Annotated in this window: 19 protein-coding genes and 1 riboswitch; of the genes, 9 read left to right on the top strand and 10 right to left on the bottom strand. The window is 70.5% G+C overall.

Annotated elements, in window-relative coordinates; translation table 11 throughout:
- Positions 1-61: 61 nt before the first annotated feature.
- Both ACN27G_RS10810 and ACN27G_RS10805 read left to right on the top strand, forming a co-directional pair.
- The gene (locus ACN27G_RS10810; protein WP_421497292.1) at positions 62-955 is read left to right on the top strand and encodes an alpha/beta fold hydrolase; all 894 of its coding nucleotides are present in this window, start codon (positions 62-64) and stop codon (positions 953-955) included.
- Positions 956-1,312: 357 nt separating this feature from the next.
- Complete coding sequence (locus tag ACN27G_RS10805) at positions 1,313-2,866, top strand: pectate lyase family protein (RefSeq protein ID WP_421492655.1); 1,554 nt, start codon at positions 1,313-1,315, stop codon at positions 2,864-2,866.
- Here the strand turns inward: ACN27G_RS10805 and ACN27G_RS10800 are convergent.
- The gene (locus ACN27G_RS10800; RefSeq protein WP_421492654.1) at positions 2,854-3,069 is read right to left on the bottom strand and encodes a hypothetical protein; all 216 of its coding nucleotides are present in this window, start codon (positions 3,067-3,069) and stop codon (positions 2,854-2,856) included. The genes ACN27G_RS10805 and ACN27G_RS10800 overlap by 13 nt on opposite strands.
- Before the next feature lie 81 nt (positions 3,070-3,150).
- Between ACN27G_RS10800 and ACN27G_RS10795 the strand changes: the two genes are divergently transcribed.
- A complete protein-coding gene (locus tag ACN27G_RS10795; protein ID WP_421492653.1) occupies positions 3,151-3,720 on the top strand; it encodes a GNAT family N-acetyltransferase in 570 nt (189 codons plus the stop codon).
- Between the two features lie 55 nt (positions 3,721-3,775).
- On the opposite strand, the gene ACN27G_RS10790 is transcribed toward ACN27G_RS10795, so the two are convergent.
- Positions 3,776-4,210 (bottom strand): Imm1 family immunity protein, encoded by a 435-nt coding sequence (locus ACN27G_RS10790; RefSeq protein WP_421492652.1) that lies wholly within the window; start codon positions 4,208-4,210, stop codon positions 3,776-3,778.
- A complete protein-coding gene (locus ACN27G_RS10785; RefSeq protein WP_421492651.1) occupies positions 4,207-4,467 on the bottom strand; it encodes a hypothetical protein in 261 nt (86 codons plus the stop codon). The genes ACN27G_RS10790 and ACN27G_RS10785 overlap by 4 nt, the downstream gene beginning before the upstream one ends.
- Before the next feature lie 616 nt (positions 4,468-5,083).
- Between ACN27G_RS10785 and ACN27G_RS10780 the strand changes: the two genes are divergently transcribed.
- Both ACN27G_RS10780 and ACN27G_RS10775 read left to right on the top strand, forming a co-directional pair.
- Positions 5,084-6,187 carry a DNA-binding protein gene (locus ACN27G_RS10780; protein WP_421492650.1) on the top strand — a complete coding sequence of 368 codons (1,104 nt, stop codon included), beginning with the start codon at positions 5,084-5,086 and terminating at the stop codon, positions 6,185-6,187.
- Positions 6,184-6,723, top strand: coding sequence for an NUDIX domain-containing protein (locus tag ACN27G_RS10775; protein ID WP_421492649.1), 540 nt, complete (start codon positions 6,184-6,186; stop codon positions 6,721-6,723). Before ACN27G_RS10780 ends, ACN27G_RS10775 begins: the two co-directional genes overlap by 4 nt.
- A 21-nt stretch (positions 6,724-6,744) precedes the next feature.
- Here ACN27G_RS10775 and ACN27G_RS10770 read toward each other — a convergent pair whose 3' ends face one another.
- Complete coding sequence (locus tag ACN27G_RS10770) at positions 6,745-7,500, bottom strand: hypothetical protein (RefSeq protein ID WP_421492648.1); 756 nt, start codon at positions 7,498-7,500, stop codon at positions 6,745-6,747.
- A riboswitch (SAM riboswitch) is annotated at positions 7,480-7,594 on the top strand. Its footprint overlaps the gene before it by 21 nt.
- A 14-nt stretch (positions 7,595-7,608) precedes the next feature.
- Between ACN27G_RS10770 and ACN27G_RS10765 the strand changes: the two genes are divergently transcribed.
- Positions 7,609-8,217: a GNAT family N-acetyltransferase gene (locus ACN27G_RS10765; RefSeq protein ID WP_421492647.1), complete on the top strand. Its 609-nt coding sequence runs from the start codon at positions 7,609-7,611 to the stop codon at positions 8,215-8,217.
- Between the two features lie 82 nt (positions 8,218-8,299).
- Here the strand turns inward: ACN27G_RS10765 and ACN27G_RS10760 are convergent, their stop codons facing one another.
- The gene (locus ACN27G_RS10760) at positions 8,300-8,863 is read right to left on the bottom strand and encodes a hypothetical protein (protein ID WP_421492646.1); all 564 of its coding nucleotides are present in this window, start codon (positions 8,861-8,863) and stop codon (positions 8,300-8,302) included.
- A 114-nt stretch (positions 8,864-8,977) separates the two neighbouring features.
- On the opposite strand from ACN27G_RS10760, the gene ACN27G_RS10755 reads away from it, so the two are divergent.
- The 3 genes from ACN27G_RS10755 to ACN27G_RS10745 all read left to right on the top strand — a co-directional run bounded on the left by ACN27G_RS10755 (position 8,978) and on the right by ACN27G_RS10745 (position 12,627).
- Positions 8,978-9,484: a hypothetical protein gene (locus tag ACN27G_RS10755; protein WP_421492645.1), complete on the top strand. Its 507-nt coding sequence runs from the start codon at positions 8,978-8,980 to the stop codon at positions 9,482-9,484.
- Between the two features lie 308 nt (positions 9,485-9,792).
- Positions 9,793-11,094, top strand: a complete 1,302-nt coding sequence (locus ACN27G_RS10750; RefSeq protein ID WP_421492644.1) for an asparaginase — start codon at positions 9,793-9,795, stop codon at positions 11,092-11,094.
- A 159-nt stretch (positions 11,095-11,253) separates the two neighbouring features.
- A complete protein-coding gene (locus ACN27G_RS10745) occupies positions 11,254-12,627 on the top strand; it encodes a TrpB-like pyridoxal phosphate-dependent enzyme (protein ID WP_421492643.1) in 1,374 nt (457 codons plus the stop codon).
- Between the two features lie 18 nt (positions 12,628-12,645).
- On the opposite strand, the gene ACN27G_RS10740 is transcribed toward ACN27G_RS10745, so the two are convergent.
- The 5 genes from ACN27G_RS10740 to ACN27G_RS10720 form a co-directional block, all read right to left on the bottom strand.
- Positions 12,646-13,053, bottom strand: coding sequence for a VOC family protein (locus ACN27G_RS10740; protein ID WP_421492642.1), 408 nt, complete (start codon positions 13,051-13,053; stop codon positions 12,646-12,648).
- A gap of 77 nt (positions 13,054-13,130) precedes the next feature.
- A complete protein-coding gene (locus tag ACN27G_RS10735; RefSeq protein WP_421492641.1) occupies positions 13,131-13,904 on the bottom strand; it encodes an ABC transporter ATP-binding protein in 774 nt (257 codons plus the stop codon).
- The gene (locus ACN27G_RS10730) at positions 13,901-14,809 is read right to left on the bottom strand and encodes an ABC transporter permease (protein ID WP_421492640.1); all 909 of its coding nucleotides are present in this window, start codon (positions 14,807-14,809) and stop codon (positions 13,901-13,903) included. Before ACN27G_RS10730 ends, ACN27G_RS10735 begins: the two co-directional genes overlap by 4 nt.
- Positions 14,809-15,816, bottom strand: coding sequence for an ABC transporter substrate-binding protein (locus ACN27G_RS10725; protein ID WP_421492639.1), 1,008 nt, complete (start codon positions 15,814-15,816; stop codon positions 14,809-14,811). Before ACN27G_RS10725 ends, ACN27G_RS10730 begins: the two co-directional genes overlap by 1 nt.
- Positions 15,813-16,958, bottom strand: coding sequence for an agmatinase family protein (locus tag ACN27G_RS10720; protein ID WP_421492638.1), 1,146 nt, complete (start codon positions 16,956-16,958; stop codon positions 15,813-15,815). Before ACN27G_RS10720 ends, ACN27G_RS10725 begins: the two co-directional genes overlap by 4 nt.
- Positions 16,959-17,001: the final 43 nt, after the last annotated feature.

Genomic DNA, 17,001 nt, shown 5'->3' with positions numbered 1-17,001 from the left:
CGTCCCGAGCGCCCGGTAGGGGCGAGGAATTGACCTCGGTACGGTCGGGTATGTGCTGACCATGCTCGAGGGTTTCCGGGACGAGCGGATCGACGTGGGTGAGGTGGACCTCCGCGTCCGCCATGCGGGCGAGGGACCCCCGGTGCTGCTCATCCACGGCCATCCGCGCACCGGGGCGACCTGGCACCGGGTCGCCCCGAGGCTGGTGGAGGGGGGATACCGGGTCGTCTGTCCGGACATGCGCGGCTACGGGCGGTCGGGCAAGGCCGGAATCGTCCCGGACCACGCGCAGCAGTCCAAGCGGGCGGTGGCCCGGGACATGGTACGGCTGATGCGCGCACTGGGCTCTCCCAGGTTCGCGGCCGTGGGGCACGACCGTGGCTGTTACGTGGCGTTGCGGTTGGCGCTTGACCATCCGGACGCGGTCGACCGGCTGGTGGTGCTGGACGGCGTACCGATCAGCGAGGCGCTGGCCAGGTGCGACGCCAGGTTCGCGCACGACTGGTACCACTGGTTCTTCTTCGCCCAACCGGAGAAGCCGGAGCGCGCCATCATGGCGGACCCGGACGCCTGGTACGACGCGGCCCGACCCGAGGCGATGGGTGCGGAGAACCACCGGGAGTTCCGGGAGGCGATCCACGACCCGGAGACGGTCCGGGCCATGCTGGAGGACTACCGGGCCGGCCTCGGCATCGACCGTGTGCACGAGGAGGCCGACCGGCGCGCCGGGCGTACCGTCCGGTGCCCGACCCTGTTCCTCTGGTCGACCCGGGACGACATGGCCGACCTGTACGGTGATCCGCTCGCGGTCTGGCGACCGTGGGCGGAGGACCTGCGCGGCGCCCCGATCGAGTCCGGCCACCACGTGGCCGAGGAGAACCCGGAGGGGCTGGCGGCGGCCCTGCACCGCTTCCTCGCCCCGGCCACGGCGGTCGACTCCCGCCAGGACCGGTAGGGCGAACCGTCGCGACCCGCCGTACGCCACCAGCGCCTGCCCGGCCTGCAACAAACCTGCAAACGCCGGCTCTTGCTTTTCCGGAAACCGCTTTCCTATGATCGTTTCATAGATGTTTCGCGATGGGAAAGCCATCGCGGTTCGACAGCGACGCCGCTCGTGGAGCAGAGCGCACCGGCAGCCGACTGCTCCCCTGCCCGGCCGTCGCGGTGCGGGTGACGCCGGTCGCCGCCAACTCCATCCGGAACCAGCCGGGGCACCGCGCTGCGCCGGTGGGCCGGTGGCAGCGACGGCAGGCCAGCGGCGTGCTGCATTCGACGACGGGCGTACCGCATTCGAAGACGAAGGTGAGACGAGATGAGACGACCAGTCGCAGTGCGACTCCAGGCGGCACTCGCCACGGCGGCCCTCGGCGCCGCGGTCGCCGTTGCCCTGCCGGTCCCCCAGGCATCGGCGGCGGTCGGCAGCGCCACCGGCTACGCGACCCGCAACGGCGGGACCACCGGCGGCGCGGGCGGGCAGACGGTGCGGGCCAGCACGGGAACCGCGATCCACACGGCCCTGTGCAACCGGGCCAGCAGCAGCACCCCGATCGTCATCGAGGTCCAGGGAACCATCAACCACGGCAACACCAGCAAGGTGTCCGGCGGCAGCTGCAACACCGCCGACGACGTGATCGAGCTCAAGCAGATCAGCAACATCACGATCATCGGTGTCGGCGGTGGAGCCGTCTTCGACCAGATCGGCATCCACGTCCGCGAGGCCAGCAACATCATCATCCAGAACGTGACGGTCCGGAACGTCAAGAAGTCCGGCTCTCCCACCTCCAACGGTGGCGACGCCATCGGCATGGAGAGCAACGTCCGCAACGTCTGGGTCGACCACGTGACGCTGGAGGCGTCGGGCGGCGAGTCGGAGGGCTTCGACGGCCTCTTCGACATGAAGAACAACACCCAGTACGTGACCCTCTCCTACAGCACCCTGCGCAACTCCGGCCGGGGTGGCCTGATCGGGTCCAGCGAGAGCGACAGGTCGAACGGCTACGTCACGTTCCACCACAACCTCTACCAGAACATCGACTCCCGCACGCCCCTGCTCCGCGGCGGCATCGCGCACATCTACAACAACCACTACCTGAGCCTCCACGAGTCCGGGATCAACTCCCGGGCCGGTGGGCAGGCGAAGGTGGAGAACAACTACTTCGAGGACTCCAAGGACGTCCTGGGCACGTTCTACACCGACGAGGCCGGCTACTGGCAGGTCAACGGCAACATCTTCGACAACGTGACCTGGTCCAGCCCGGGCGGCGACACCAACCCCGCCGGCCCCAACCCGCGGTCGAACACCAGCGTCAGCATCCCGTACTCGTACAGCATGGACGGGGCGAGCTGCGTACCGGACGTCGTCCGCCAGACGGCCGGGGCCAACAAGGGCATCCGGGTCTCGGACGGCCGGTGCTCCCCGCAGACCCCGGCGCCGACGCCGAGCAACCCGACCCCGACCCCGAGCAACCCGACCCCGACGACCACTCCGGGCCAGCCGGGCGGGACCAACCTCAGCATCGGGGCGGGCTCGGACGGCTCCAGCAAGGCCAGCGGGACGAGCTACGGCAACGTGCGGGACGGCGACATGAGCACCTACTGGTCACCGGCCGGCTCGACCGGATCCATCTCGATCAAGTGGGGTTCCGCCACCACTGTCTCCAGGATCAACATCCGCGAGGCATCGGGTGCGGTCGGCGCCATCGGTTCCTGGCGCGTTCTCAACCACGACAACGGCGCCGTCCTGGCCTCCGGCAGCGGGGCCGGCGTGATCTCCTTCGCCGCGACCTCGCTACGCAAGGTCACCTTTGAGATCACCGGATCGAGCGGCACCCCGAGGGTCGCCGAGTTCGAGACCTACGCCGGATAGCAGCCGGGCTGGAACGTACCGGCGATCTTCCACCGGTCTTCGTGGAACGGAGGCGGGGCCGTCAGACGCGACGGCCCCGCCTCCGTCAGCTTTCCGGCCATGGCGACGAGCAGGTCCTCGACGGCGGTGGCGAGCCCGCTACGGCTCGCCGGGTGCCCGGCTCCGCTGCCGAGCGCGCACCCGCACCGGGGATCCCCACGCACGGCGGTGCCAGCCTGGCGACTCCGTCCGGCAGGCCGACGCCGTAGCATGATCCTCCGGCGACCCGGGGAGGACGGACGAGGATGTACGCGGTATCCCTCGGCGACGACGGCGCGTTGCTCCGCCCGCTCGAACCGTGGCAGGCCGAGGAGTTCCTGACCCACATCGAACGCGGCCGGGAGTTCATCGGGCAACACATCGCGCTCCCGGACGCCGTCACCGACCTGGAGTCGAGCCGCGCCTTCCTCCGGAGCTACGCGGAGAAGGCCGCCGCCGACACCGGACGGATCCACGGCATCTGGCTCGGCGGCACGCTGGTCGGCGGTGTCCTGTTCCGGACGATGGACGTCCAGCAGGGCGTTGCCGAGGCCGGCTGCTGGCTGGAGCCGTCGGCGGTCGGCAGCGGGCTGGTGACCCGGGCGGCCCGCGTGATCATCGACTGGGCGTTCGAGGAGCGGGGCATCCACCGCGTCGAGTGGGTGGTCTCGGCGGAGAACCAGCCCAGCATCGCGGTGGCCCGACGCCTCGGCATGACCCGGGACGGCGTACTACGGCAGCGCTATTCCTACCGCGGGAAGCGGCACGACATGGAGATCTGGTCGATCCTCGCGCCGGAGTGGCGGTCCGGCGCGACGGGCCGGCACGCCTCCTGAGGCGCCCGCGTGCCGTTCGGCTTCGATGGCCAGGAGAGCGGAGAGGTCCCCCGGGCTAACAGTCGCGCCACAGCACCCGGCGTGGGCGGGCACCGGTGACGGCGTACTCCAGTGCGGCGTCCCGGACCGCGTCCGGGCCCACACTGGCCAGCTCGGGACCACAGGCGATCGGATCGCCACCGTAATCGAACTCGATCTCATGAACGCCGGTCGGCCACGGCGGCACCTCCGGTTCGAAACCGAGACCGCCGGCCGGCCCCGTCCAGTAGAGGAACCCCCGCACCGGATGCCCGAGCCCGAGCTGCAACGACGGCGGCGGCGGTGCCGCCCCGCACGGTCGGAACCCCGGTTCCAGGAACGCCGGCGGATACAATCCCACCACCTGCGGCCCGACCGGGCTCACCGCCAGCCCGGCGAGCAATCCATCCAGCTCGACGACCCCGTCAACCGCCCGCCACCTGCCCTGCCCCCACACCACCGCCACGGTCACCCGTCGGCTCCGGCATCCTCCGCAGACCCGACACCGTCACCCCGCCGGGAGGGGCCCGGCAGGGCGTCGAAACGGCCTGCCAGGACCAGCCGCTCGTACGCCCACCGCCACTCGTCACACCGACTCCGTCCACACCGCACACAGGCCCCGGTCTCGGGATCGTTGGCATGGGCGCGCATCGTGTCCCGGAAGTGCTCCGCCATCTCGTCGGAGACCTCGACGGCCGCGGACGGCCGCCAGGCCGGTCGGCCCGTCACCGCCGACCACCACCAGCGGTCCATCCGGGTACGCCCACCAGCCCTCCACCCGCAACACCACCCCACTCCGCCCTCCGGGCGGCTACCGCTGACCAGGACACCTGTGCCCTCCCGACGTCATACGACCCTGTCGACCGGATCGGCACCGAGGCGGGCGGGGTCGGTCGGCACGTCGTACAACGCGAAACCGTTGGCCGCAGCACCCGCCCCGGGCCGTAGGTTGATCGTGTCCGGGAACGCGCCGTGCCAGAATGACGCAACGTTGGTGGGACGTATACGCAAAGCTCATTGATTCGATAACCTCGTCGGGCATCCGATCGGCTGCCCGACCGGCGATTCTCGTGGGGGTCCCGACATGTCCAGCGCATCCCCGCCTGCCTGCCGCCGGTGCGGCACGCCATTGGCGAGAGACAACCACACGAAAGCCTGTCGGCGGTGCGCCAGCCGGACCAGCGGCTACCTTTTCGCGCCACCACCACTGCCGTCCGAATTCTGGCGGGCCGTAGAGCTACGGGAGGCCTTCGCCGAGCGCCACATCGGCCACGTCATCCGGGCGTACCGGCATCATCCCCACCATGGGCCACGACCGCTGTCCCAAGATCTCGTTGCCGGGTGGATGAACCAGACGCAGGCTCAGCTCAGCCGCCTGGAGAACGGGCCAGGGCTACGCAACCTCGATCGGCTGGTCGGTTGGGCGCTCCTACTCGGCATGCCCGCCGAAATGCTCTGGTTCGCGCTACCCAGCAGCGGGTCTCCGCAGCAACCACCCGGATCGCACCGCGTCACGCTCCCCTTCGTGCACGCGCTCCGTGCGGCCGATCGACAGGTCGGCGGCGCCCATCTGTATGCGACGGTCGCAACTCGCCTCGCCCAGTACTCGTCTGCGCCGCCATCGACCGGCCCGAACCTACGAACCCTCCCCGCCTGGGCACCAATAGCGTCCCTTGCCGAGATGGCCGGCTGGATGGCATTGGAAAGTGGCGCGAAGGCAATGGCCTCTCGGCATCTGTTGCGCGCCAGCGCGGCTGCCGCCGCAAGCGGCGATACTCAACTAGCTGCTCAGATCCACGCAAGCCTCAGCCATTGCGCCCGCCAGGACGGCGACGCGCACGCTGCTGTCTCGCACGCCGATGCCGGATTCGCGCACCTTCGCAAAGGTCCTTCGCACGGTCCACTTGAGGCCCGGTTGCACGCGATGCGCGCATGCGGGTTGGCCGCGAGCGGACGGCCGGTCGAGGCTGTGGCGGCGATCACCGCCGCCGACACGGCATATCAGCGCGAGTGCAGCTCCTCCTCGCAGTGGTTGAGCCCGTTCGACGATGCATCGCTCGCCTCGGAGGCAGCCTGGTGTTTCCTCCGAGTCGGCGACTTCACCGAGGCGGCCAGGCAGTTGCACCAGGCACTCGCCGGCCGTCAAGGTGGCCAGGTGCGTAGCCGGGCCTTCGCCCAGGTCGCGCTTGCAACCGCGCTACTCGGCCAGGGACAGGCGGAAGAGGCGTGCCCGCTGATCCGCGAGGTACTCGCCTCCACCGTGAACCTCGGCTCCGCCGTGCTCGTCGCCCGTCTCACGCATGTAGCGCTGCTACTCCGATCCCACTCGAAGCGATGTGGCGAGGCTTCCGAGGTGATCGAGCAACTTCGACAGGCTCTGCTTGAACGGGCATGGATCGGTACCAGCGGCGCCCTGCACGAGCCACCAGCAGGACACCCGCCGCTATGACACCTCGGGAACAGCGACCACTCTACGAACGCGACGGCGACGCCTGGGACGCGTACCTCGCCGAAGGCAACGCCAGGCAGGCGCGCAAGCGCGTCGGTGCGGATGCGCTCATCCGGAACCATCGGGGCGAAATCCTGCTGGTGGATCCGAGCTACAAGCCCGACTGGGACCTTCCAGGCGGCATGGCCGAACACCACGAACCACCGCGCCAGGCCGCCGAGCGTGAGCTACGCGAAGAGCTTGGCCTCGAACTGTCGCTCGGGATCATGCTGGTGGTCGACTGGGTGGCCCCCCATGGGCCCTGGGACGACAGCCTCATGTTCGTCTTCGACGGCGGCGTCCTCGACGACCGACGCATCACGTCGCTACGCCCGACAGACCCGGAGATCGAGGCCTTCCAGTTCTTCTCCCTGGCAGATGCGACAACGGTACTCAGGCCGTACGTGTGGCGACGGCTGGACCGGGCAGTGGCGGCCGCCACCGACGGCGCAGCGCGTTATCTTCATACTTCGGTGCTCGCAGACGGTGATTTGTGAGTGCCGTGGCTCACGTGGACGTCAGCTCTCTCGACTGCCGCTCGCGTCGATATCCCGTGCACAGCCGCTGAGCGCCGGCAGGAAAAGGTCGATGGCGATCGTCATCCGTGTGACGAATTCCGACCGGGTGGCCACCTCGTACTTTATGCCGGCGGCGGTGGACCGCAGCGTTCGGGCCATGTCCCCGGCCGTTCCCTCGCACCCGGCGGGAAGGACCTCCGCCAGAGCGTTCGCGACCATCTCGACGAAGCGCTGAGGATAGGCCGTGACGCTGGACCCCAGCAGGGCCGGGTTGGTCTCGATGAGCACCGCGACCTCCGCCGCCATGGAGCCGATATAGCGGCCGGTCCACAGGTCGAAGGCTTCGACCAGTGTCCGGCGCAGCGTCCTCCGTCGCGGCGGGGTTGACCACGAGCGGACCGCGACGTCCCAGCCGAGCACGAAGCAGCAGAGCGCCGTTCCCGTGCTCGTGACCGCGGTCCAGCCACCTGCCGACCAGAGCGTGGTCGCGGCAGCGGAGCCGATGGCGGCACCGACGAAGTTGCCGGTCGCCAGCGCCGTGTTGAGCCGGCTGCGTGCCTCGTGGGAGAGGGCGAACAGCCGCGCCCGGTTGAGGAGGGCCTGCCACCCTGTCACGCCAAGGCGCACGATCAAGGCGCCGGCCCCGCGAGGCCCTCCGGCTCCCGCCACGACCGCCACGCCCCCGCCGAAGGACGTTCCGCTGGCGGGACCGATGGTGCTACGGTCGCCGACAGAGGTCATGAGCGCCAGCGCCAAGCCCCGGCTCGCTGGCCGGCTACCCTCCGTTCGCGGGCGGGGTGCCCCGGGTGAGGACCGGGCTCGGCACACCGGTGCCGGGCAAGCCGCGAGAGGAGCTGCCTGCCGATGATCCCGTCCTCCGGCGACATCACAGTGCCCAATGGACAGACCGCACGGTTCGGCCCGGTACGACTCCGACCCGCTGATGCGAGCGACGCCGAGCAGATCGCGGTGCTGCACGCGGAGAGCTGGCGCCGGCACTACCGGGGCGCCTACGCCGACTCGTTCCTCGACGGCGACGTCGTGGCCGACCGCCGCTCGGTGTGGTCGGCGCGCCTGGCCGCACCGACCAACAGCGAGACCATCATCGCCGAGCACGACGGCCGGCTGGTGGGCTTCGTCCACGTCGTGTTCGACGACGACCCGACGTGGGGCAGCCTCGTGGACAACCTGCACGTCGTCCACGACCAGCGCCGGACCGGCATCGGTACCCAGCTTCTGGGCCGTGCCGCCCGAGCCGTCGCCGAGCGGGCGACCGGCAACGCGATGCATCTGTGGGTGTTGCAGCAGAACACCGCCGCCCAGCAGTTCTACCGGTCACGCGGAGCCACCTGCGTGGCGGCGGCGACGGTGCCACCGCCGGGCGGTGACCCGACCCGGCTCAACGACGCTCCCCGCTGCTTCCGATTGGCGTGGCCCGACGTAACCGAATCCGGCGGAGCGGCAACGCGCTGATCTGCCGCACCGGGGTGTCCCGGTCTTCGTGTCGGGCGTATTGCCGCCGCTCGGCGAACCGCGTCCTCGGCAAGGGCGGGCGTCAGGACTGCGCGGCGAGAGGGCCTCCGTCGCCGAACCTCCAGGTCGGATACCGCTCCGTCAGGTAACCGCGATGGCCGTCCCAGTCGGCCGGCCCGAGCAACCGCACCGGCGACACGCGCAACCGGTCCGGTCCGGTCCGGTCCTCCGCGTCCTGTTTGTAGCCCCACGCGAAGCCGACCAGAGGGACGACGAGCCGCCGGTCACCGTCCCACGGACCGATGGTCAGGAAGCTGTGCGCCTGCCACTGCACCACTCCGGAACGCCAACGGGAAGGAGCGTCGAAGAGCGTCGGTCGAAACCCGTACCAGGCGAAGGGCGCGCTGGAGTCGGCAAACAGATCGAAGGGGTCGATCTCGAACCCCGCTGCCGCGCCGGGATCGCGGACCAACTGCACCCAGCCCAACAGCGACCGGTAGCCACGAGCGCTGAACTCGACAGACGCGGTACAGACCGGCATGCCCCGGTCCCGCTCGCTCTTGCCGACGGCCATCGGGTCGACGTTCGGCACGACCTCCACCAACACCCGACCATGCTCGTCACCGACGTCGAACCGAATCTCCATTCAGGCATCCTGCCACCTCGCCACCACACCCGACTGCCGCGATCGGCGCGGTGGCCCGGGTACGCCCGCCGCGCCGACCGCCCCGGCTGACCTGCGTCCGAACCTGCCGATACGGTGTTCGGCGTGCTGCCACATGATCGCCTCGTGTTCCGGTACCTCATGGACTTCGGCGGCGGCGAGCGGGATGTCGTGTCCTTACTGGAGCCTGACTGGGTATATCAACACGGGCTACACCCCGAGGCGGTCCTGGCAGTTGTCGGCGGCGGCGCCGACCGCGGCGAGTTGACGCCGGCCGACGTGCGGGAAAGCGGTCCGTTCCTTCGGCTGCTGTCGAGGGTGATCTTCGAAAACGTCACGAACAACGGCGACATCTGCCGGGAGGCCGATGTCCAGGGCAGCGGCTACGTGTATCTGCTGGACGCCCGCACACCTGACCCGGCAGGCCGGGTTTCTTCGGAGGACATCATCGGCGCCGTCCAGGTCAATGCCGGAAAGCCGGTGTCAGGGTCCTACCAGCACAACCCGAAACACCGGCTCTTCACCGTCAATGGATGGTTTCGCCTTCCGGACGACCTCGAGACGGCACTGCAGCATCGGCTCCGTGCACAGGGCGCCGCGTGAACGTCCCCCACGCCTGCCGCCACGACCTGTGTCCGGCCGAGCCCGAGCGCGCGCCGGCCCTCGGCGACCACCGGCGGGTGCGGAAGCGTACCGCTCCTCGGGGTCGAGCCCGGCGGTCGGCTCGTCCACCACGAAGCCTGCCGGCCGGCAGTCGCTCGAACCGGCACCTGACCGCCCACATCCAGAGATCGAATACCGGCGATGGATCGGGCGCGTTCCAGAAGGCAGGAAGCGGAAATGATCTTGTAACGCCGAAGAAAGCAGCAGCTCGGACGATGCTCCTTACCCCCATCCGACTGGAGGTCGCATTGTCCAGCATTCCGGATCGGCTCCGGCCGACACCCCGGCGCCTGACCGCCGTCCTGGTCCCCGTCCTCACCGCAGCACTCACCGCCACCGTCGTCTCCGTCATCGACCGCTCCCCCGAACCGGCGGCGATGGCGCTGCCACCGGTCACCGGCACCGTCGCCGGGGTCACCGGACCGACCGAGATCCGCAGCGTCGCGTACGCCCAGGCCGTCAACGCGGCGAAGGCGAAGAAGCCCAAGGTCACCGTGATCGGCACCGGCGGCACCATCTCCGGCGTCGCCACCTCCCGCAGCAGTTTCACCGAATACCGGTCCGGCCAGATCGCCATCGGTGACCTGGTGGCCCGGCTCCAGCCGGAGATCGGCCAGGTCGCCGACGTCTCGACGGTGCAGTTCGGCAACAAGGGCTCCGGCGGCTACACCATCGCCGAGTTCCACGCGCTCACCCTGGCCGTCGAGTCGGCGCTGAAGAAGTCGGACGCGGTCGTGGTGACCAGCGGCACCGACACGATGGAGGAGTTCGCGTACTGGCTGGACCTGACCGTGCGGAGCCGCAAGCCTGTGGTGATGACCGGGGCGATGCGGCCCTGGGCGGCGGTGACCCCGGACGGGCCGCAGGTGATCGGCGCCGACGGACCGGCCAACCTCTACAACTCGATCGTGCTGGCGGCCAGCCAGGCGACCTACTGCTACGGCACCGTACTGATGCTCGGCGACGAGTTCCACGCCGCCCGGGACGTCACCAAGACCAGCTCATACCGGATGGACACCTTCCAGAGCCGGGAGTTCGGCGTCCTGGGCTGGATCGACGGGCCGAACATCAAGGTCGGCCGGGCGCCGGCCCGGGTCGAGAAGTGCGACGCGAAGCAGCGCTGGCTGACCCCGTTCGACCTGTCCAGGGTCGCCCCGACCGACCTGCCCCGGGTCGAGGTGGTCTACGGCTACCAGCAGGCCGGCGGCGAGGCGATCACCGCCTTCGCGGACGCCGGGGTCAAGGGCATCGTCACCGCCGGCACCGGCGCCGGTGGCATCTCCTCGGCGCAGAGCAGCGCCCGGAGCGCCGCCGCCGCGAAGGGAGTCATCTTCGTCAGCACCACCCGGACCGGCTCCGGCGCGAGCTACAGCGGCAGCACCACCTCGCCGATCATCGCCGGCGACGACCTGCTGCCGCAGAAGGCCCGGCTGCTGCTCCTGCTCAGCCTCGCCTTCGCGCCGGCCGACGTGGACCAGGTGCGGACCTGGGTGGGCACGCTGGGCAACCCGGAGTGGGACACCGCGCCCAAGGGCAGGCCGAAGGACTGACCGGCGCACCGGCGCCTCGGCCCGAGTGGACGGGGAGCGGCCGGCGGATCACTCCGTCGGCCGCCGCCGACCGGGTAGGGACAGCACGGCCATGGACAGCACGGCCAAGGACAGCGGGGCCATGGACAGCGGGGCGTCCGGCGGGTTCAATTCGTGGCCATGGGTGAGCCGAGCAAGATTCTGCTGGACGAGTCGGAGCTGCCGCGCCGCTGGTACAACATCCTGGCCGACCTGCCCGCCGCGCCGCCGCCGGTGCTGCATCCGGGCACGCTGGCGCCGGTCGGCCCGGACGACCTGGCACCGCTCTTTCCGGCGGAGCTCATCCGGCAGGAGGTCACCACCGAACGCTACGTGGAGATCCCGGAGGAGGTGCGGGACGTCTACCGGCTGTGGCGACCGTCCCCGCTGTACCGGGCGCACCGGCTGGAGCGGGCGCTCGACACCCCAGCCAAGATCTTCTACAAGTACGAGGGCGTCTCGCCGGCGGGATCGCACAAGCCGAACACGGCGGTGCCGCAGGCGTACTACAACGCGGCGGCCGGAATCCGCCGGCTGACCACCGAGACCGGGGCCGGCCAGTGGGGCACCGCACTCGCCTTCGCCTGCGCGCAGTACGGCCTGGACTGCGAGGTGTGGCAGGTGCGCGCCTCGTACGACCAGAAGCCGTACCGGAAGATCATGATCGAGACGTTCGGCGGGGTTGTCCACCCGTCACCGTCCGAACTCACCTCGGCCGGTCGGGCGGTGCTGGCGGATCACCCCGATTCGCCCGGCTCGCTGGGCATCGCCATCTCCGAGGCGGTCGAGGTGGCGGCCGGCAGCCCGGACACGAACTATGCGCTGGGCAGCGTGCTCAACCACGTACTCCTGCACCAGACGGTGATCGGCGAGGAGGCGCTCCTGCAGTTCGGCAAGGTCGGGCTGACCCCGGACCTGATCGTCGGCTGCACCGGCGGCGGCTCCAACTTCGGCGGGCTGGCGTTCCCGTTCCTCCGGGAGAAGCTGGCCGGCACGCTGGACGTGACGATCCGGGCCGTCGAACCGGCCTCCTGCCCGTCGCTGACCAGAGGCGTCTACGCGTACGACTTCGGCGACACCGCCGGGATGACCCCGCTGATGAAGATGCACACCCTCGGGCACGACTTCATCCCCGACCCGATCCACGCCGGTGGGCTCCGCTACCACGGCATATCGCCGCTGATCTCGCACATCTACGAGCTGGGCCTGATCGAGGCGGCGGCGAAGGGTCAGCGGGAGTGCTTCGAGGCGGGGGTGCGGTTCGCCCGTACCGAGGGGATCGTGCCGGCTCCCGAGCCCACCCATGCGCTCGCCGCCTGCGTCGAGGAGGCGTTGCGCTGCCGGGAGACCGGCGAGGAGAAGGTCATCCTGACCGCGCTCTGCGGGCACGGGCATCTGGACCTCGCCGCGTACGGTGCCTTTCTCGCGGGCGACCTCGCCGACCACGAACTCTCCGAGTCGCAGTTGCGCGCCGCCACCGCCGGGCTGCCGACGGTACCGGCAGGTTCGGCGTAGCCCGGACCGGGACGGGCGCTATCCCCGGGAGGAGATCTGCTGCACGGCCCAGCCGTTGCCGTCCGGGTCGCTGAAGAAGACGAACCCCACGTTGTCCAGCGGATCCGCGACGGGCCTCGGATTCTCGCCGAGGACCTGGATCTCGCTGACCTCGACACCCCGCTCCACGAGCTGGGCACGCGCCCTGGTCAGGTCGTTGACGACGAGCTGCAACCCGCGCAGCGAGCCGGGCGGCATCTCCGGCACGGCTCCGGTGCCGATCACGATCGAGCAGCCCGAGCCGGGCGGGGTGAGCTGGACGATCCGGATGCCGTCGCCGATCCGGGTGTCGTGGTCGACGTCGAAGCCGAGCTGGTCGGCGTAGAAGGTCTTGGCCCGGTCCACGTCGGAGACCGGGACCACCACCACCTCCAGGGTCCAGTGCACGGGTGACCGCCTCCCTGCTTCTCGACATCGGTGCGCCGGCCGACCATAGCGCCGGGGTACGACCGATCCGGCTGCGGCTATCCGGCGTGGTGGAAGGTCCGGACCAGGTCCTCGACCCGGGCCCGCGCCGCCAGGAACTCCGGCGCCCGCTTCAGGTCGAGGTCCCGCTCGTCCGGCAGCTCCAGCGTGAGATCGGCGGCGACCCGCCCGGGGTTGCTGGCCAGCACCACCACCCGCTGCCCGAGGAAGACCGCCTCCTCCACGTCGTGGGTGACCATCAGGACGGTGGTGCCGGTGTCCCGCCACACCCGGCGGAGGAAGAGCTGCATGTCCTCCTTGGTCTGCACGTCCAGCGCGCCGAACGGCTCGTCGAGCAGCAGGACGTCCGGCTCGCAGGCGAGCGCCCTGGCGATCGCCACCCGCTGCCGCTGCCCACCCGAGAGCTGTTTCGGCAGCGCCGACCGGAGCGCGGTCAGCCCGGTCTCCTCCAGATACCAGGCGACCCGGCGGGCCCGCTCCGCCCGGTCGATGCGGAGCAGCTCCAGGCCGAAGCCGACGTTGCGCTCGACCGTCCGCCACGGGTAGACCGCGCCGCTCTGCAACACCAGCCCCCGGTCCGGGCCCGGCCCGAGCACCGGGTTGCCGTCGAGCAGGATCTCCCCGCCGGAGGGGCGGTCGAGGCCGGCGACCAGGGAGAGCAGCGTCGACTTGCCGGAGCCGCTGGCTCCGACGACGCAGACGAAGGATTTACGGGCGATCCGCAGGTCGACGTCGACAAGCGCCGGCACGTCGCGGCCGTGCCGGCGGAACACCCGCCGCACACCGACGAGCTCGAGCAGCCCGGTGGTCACGGCACCCACCGCCCGAGCCGGTCCCGCAGGATCCGGAGTACGACGTCGGCGGTCACCCCGATCAGCCCGATCACCACCAGGATCGCGAAGATCTTGTCGGTCTGGGTGAAACGCTGGGCGAGCAGGATCCGCTTGCCGAGCCCCTCCTGGCTGTTCACCAGCTCGGCGACGACCACCAGTCCCCATGCGGCGGCGAAGTTCACCCGTACCGTGTCGACGATGCCGGGCAGTGCGTACGGCAGGATCACCTTGCGCAGCACCTCGCCGCGCCGGGCGCCGAGGGTGTAGGAGACGTTCACCAGGTCGATCGGCACCTGCCGGACCACGTCGGCGGTCATCAGCATGTTGAAGAAGACCGTGCCGATGACGATCAGGGCGATCTTCGGCGCCTCGCCGATGCCGAGCCAGATCAGCAGCAGCGGGGTGAAGGCGGCCGCCGGCAGGTAGCGCAGCAGCCCGCTGGCCGGCTCCAGTGCCGAGCGGGCCGCCGCGAAACTGCCCATCGCCACGCCGAGCGGGACGGCCACGGCCACGCCGATCCCGTACCCGTAGATGATCCGCCGGACGGTGGCCCAGGCGTCGGTGAGGAGCTCTCCGCTGCGGGCCATCTCCAGCCCGGCCGCCCAGACCGCGCCCGGCGCCGGCAGGAACCGGGGTTCGACCGCCCCGGTCGCGCCGAGCAGCAGCCAGGCCAGCAGCGGTAGGGCGACCGAGGTGAGCACCAGGGCGGCGCGGGCCCGGCCGGGCAGCGGCGTACGCAGCGCCAGCACCCGGCCCGGTGGCCGGTTCGGGCGGCGCCGGGGCAACGGGCCGAAGAGCTGCCGGGCGGTCGGCGGGCGCCGCACCGGCGCCGGCTCGGGCGCGTCGGGCGCACCGGGCGCGTCCGAGCTGGCCAGGCGTTCCATCAGGTCACCGCTTGCACGAACGTCGGGTCGAAGAGGCCGTCGAGCGAGGGCTTGCTCGGCGCCAGTTCGGTGCGGACCAGGAACTCGGCGATCCTGTCGGCCTGGAAGTCCAGGTGGGTGGCGTCACCGCCCGGGGAGAACGCCGCGAGGTTCTGTTCCCGGGTGAAGATCGTCGTGCCGGCGTTGTAGGTCCGGTAGTCGGCCTCGCTCACGCCACCCCGACGGGCCATGATCGCCACTGCCTCCGCCTCGTTGGCGGCGATCCACTCCAGCGTGTCGAACCAGGTCTGCACCACCTGCTGCACCTGCTCCGGATGCTCGCGCACGTACGCGCCGTCGAAGGCGAGGTGGTCCGGGATCGCCCCGGGGAAGTCCTTCGAGGTGGCGATGGCCCGGCTGCCGGGCCGCTCCAGCGCCGTGGTGGTGAAGGGCGCGAAGGCGCCGACCGCGTCGACCTGCCCGGCCACGAACGCGGCCGCCGCGGCGTCGGTCAGCAGCGGGGTCAGCGTGACGTCCTCTTCGGAGAGGCCGGCGCGTTCGAGGGCGAGCAGCAGCAGGTAGTGGTCGACGGTGCCCTGCTCCACCGCGACCTTCCTGCCGCGCAGCCCGGCGACGTCGGCGACGTCCGGGGCGGCGATGATCTGGTCGTTGCCGGTCGAGTTGTCGTTGACCAGCACGATGGTCTGCTCCGCGCCGCCGCTGACCGAGGTGAGGGTGTCGTTGAGGGTCTGGCTGTTGGCGTCCAGGTTGCCAGTACTCAGCGCCTGGAGGCTGTCGGTGTAGCTGTCGAACCAGGTCAGCTCGACGTCGACACCGTTGGCCTCGAAGAGTCCCTTCTCCTGCGCGACCTGCCAGGGAAACCAGCCGGGCCAGGCGCTGAAGCCGAGCCGTACCGTGGCGGAGCCCTCCGCACCGGAATCCGTCCCGTCGCCGCAGGCCGCCGTGGTGCCGAGCAGGGCGGCGCAGGCCGCCGCCGCGAGCAGTCGGATGAACGGGCGTCTTCTCATTGGCTTCTCCCAGGAAGATGACCGGCGCGCACCAGGCAGCCCAGGGTGTCGCAGATGACCCGGGTGGCGATCAGCGAGGTGATCTCCGCGTTGTCGTACGGCGGGGAGCACTCGACCACCTCGATGCCGGCGAGTGGCCGTTCGGCGATCAGTTGGATGAACTTGAGCACCTCGCGCGGCAGGAAGCCGCCCGGTTCGGGCCAGCCGGTGCCGGGGACGAAGGCGGCGTCGAGGCAGTCGACGTCGAAGGAGAGCCAGACCGCCTCGGCGCCGTCCCAGGCCACCTCCAGGGCCTTTTCGGCGGCGGTCTCGATGCCCATCTCGACGCAGTCGGTGACGGTCATGATCGTGGTACCCCGCTCCCGGCCGACCTTCACACCGGGCCGGGGAGCCTGCCAGCCGCCGATGCCGATCTGCACGAGGTTCTTCGGCGGCACGTTCGGGATGTCGGTGGCGTGGAACCACGGGGTGGTGTGCATCCGCTCGTCGAGATCCGTCTCCTGGGTGTCGACGTGCCGGTCGAAGTGGATGATGCCGAGGTTGCCGTCGAGGTGCTCGGCGACGCCGCGTACGGTCGGGTAGCCGATCGAGTGGTCGCCGCCGAGCACCACCGGAAACGCGCCCGAGCCGTAGACGTGGCTGACCGCCCTGGTGATCTGGTCGAAGGTCTTCTCGATGTTGCCGGGGATGGTGAAGACGTCACCGAGGTCGGCGATCGTGATCGACTCCCGCAGGTCGACGCCGAGTTCGAAGCTGTACGGCCCGTACAGTGCGGAGATCTTCCGGATGCCCTGCGGCCCGAACCGGGTCCCCGGCCGGTACGTCGTACCGCCGTCGAAGGGTGCGCCGAGCACCGCCACGTCGTACGCGCCGCAGGTGGTGACGTCCTCGACGTACGGCGCCTTGAGAAAGGTGTTGATGCCGGCGAAGTGCGGCAGCTCGCCACGGGAGAAGGTCGGGATGCGGCGGTCCACGATGGAGTCCGCGCCGGGCAGCCCGAGCCGCAGGCCGCGCTCGACCTCCGCCTCCCAGGCGGCGGTCGGCAGTTCCGCCTCCCGGCGCACCGCGTAGCGGGCCTCGGGTCCGTGGTTGTCGTGCGGCAGCGGGTCCGGCGGACCGGGATGATCGTGTGCGAAACCCATGGGCACCTCCGGGAAGGTCGCCCGGCCGGGGAACAGCCGGGTG

This window comes from Plantactinospora sp. WMMB334 (assembly GCF_049179095.1).
Classification (GTDB): Bacteria; Actinomycetota; Actinomycetes; order Mycobacteriales; family Micromonosporaceae; genus Plantactinospora.
The sequence above is the reverse complement of the archived record's forward strand: the minus strand, read 5'-3'. Positions and strand labels throughout refer to the sequence as shown.

Bases quoted from the DNA above. Each gene is read 5' to 3' on its own strand.
- ACN27G_RS10725 (WP_421492639.1), bottom strand. From the start codon at position 15,816: ATGAGAAGACGCCCGTTCATCCGACTGCTCGCGGCGGCGGCCTGCGCC.
- ACN27G_RS10760 (WP_421492646.1), bottom strand. From the start codon at position 8,863: ATGGAGATTCGGTTCGACGTCGGTGACGAGCATGGTCGGGTGTTGGTG.
- ACN27G_RS10810 (WP_421497292.1), top strand. From the start codon at position 62: ATGCTCGAGGGTTTCCGGGACGAGCGGATCGACGTGGGTGAGGTGGAC.
- ACN27G_RS10780 (WP_421492650.1), top strand. From the start codon at position 5,084: ATGAACCAGACGCAGGCTCAGCTCAGCCGCCTGGAGAACGGGCCAGGG.
- ACN27G_RS10795 (WP_421492653.1), top strand. From the start codon at position 3,151: ATGTACGCGGTATCCCTCGGCGACGACGGCGCGTTGCTCCGCCCGCTC.
- ACN27G_RS10730 (WP_421492640.1), bottom strand. From the start codon at position 14,809: ATGGAACGCCTGGCCAGCTCGGACGCGCCCGGTGCGCCCGACGCGCCC.
- ACN27G_RS10745 (WP_421492643.1), top strand. From the start codon at position 11,254: ATGGGTGAGCCGAGCAAGATTCTGCTGGACGAGTCGGAGCTGCCGCGC.
- ACN27G_RS10765 (WP_421492647.1), top strand. From the start codon at position 7,609: ATGATCCCGTCCTCCGGCGACATCACAGTGCCCAATGGACAGACCGCA.
- ACN27G_RS10775 (WP_421492649.1), top strand. From the start codon at position 6,184: ATGACACCTCGGGAACAGCGACCACTCTACGAACGCGACGGCGACGCC.
- ACN27G_RS10720 (WP_421492638.1), bottom strand. From the start codon at position 16,958: ATGGGTTTCGCACACGATCATCCCGGTCCGCCGGACCCGCTGCCGCAC.
- ACN27G_RS10805 (WP_421492655.1), top strand. From the start codon at position 1,313: ATGAGACGACCAGTCGCAGTGCGACTCCAGGCGGCACTCGCCACGGCG.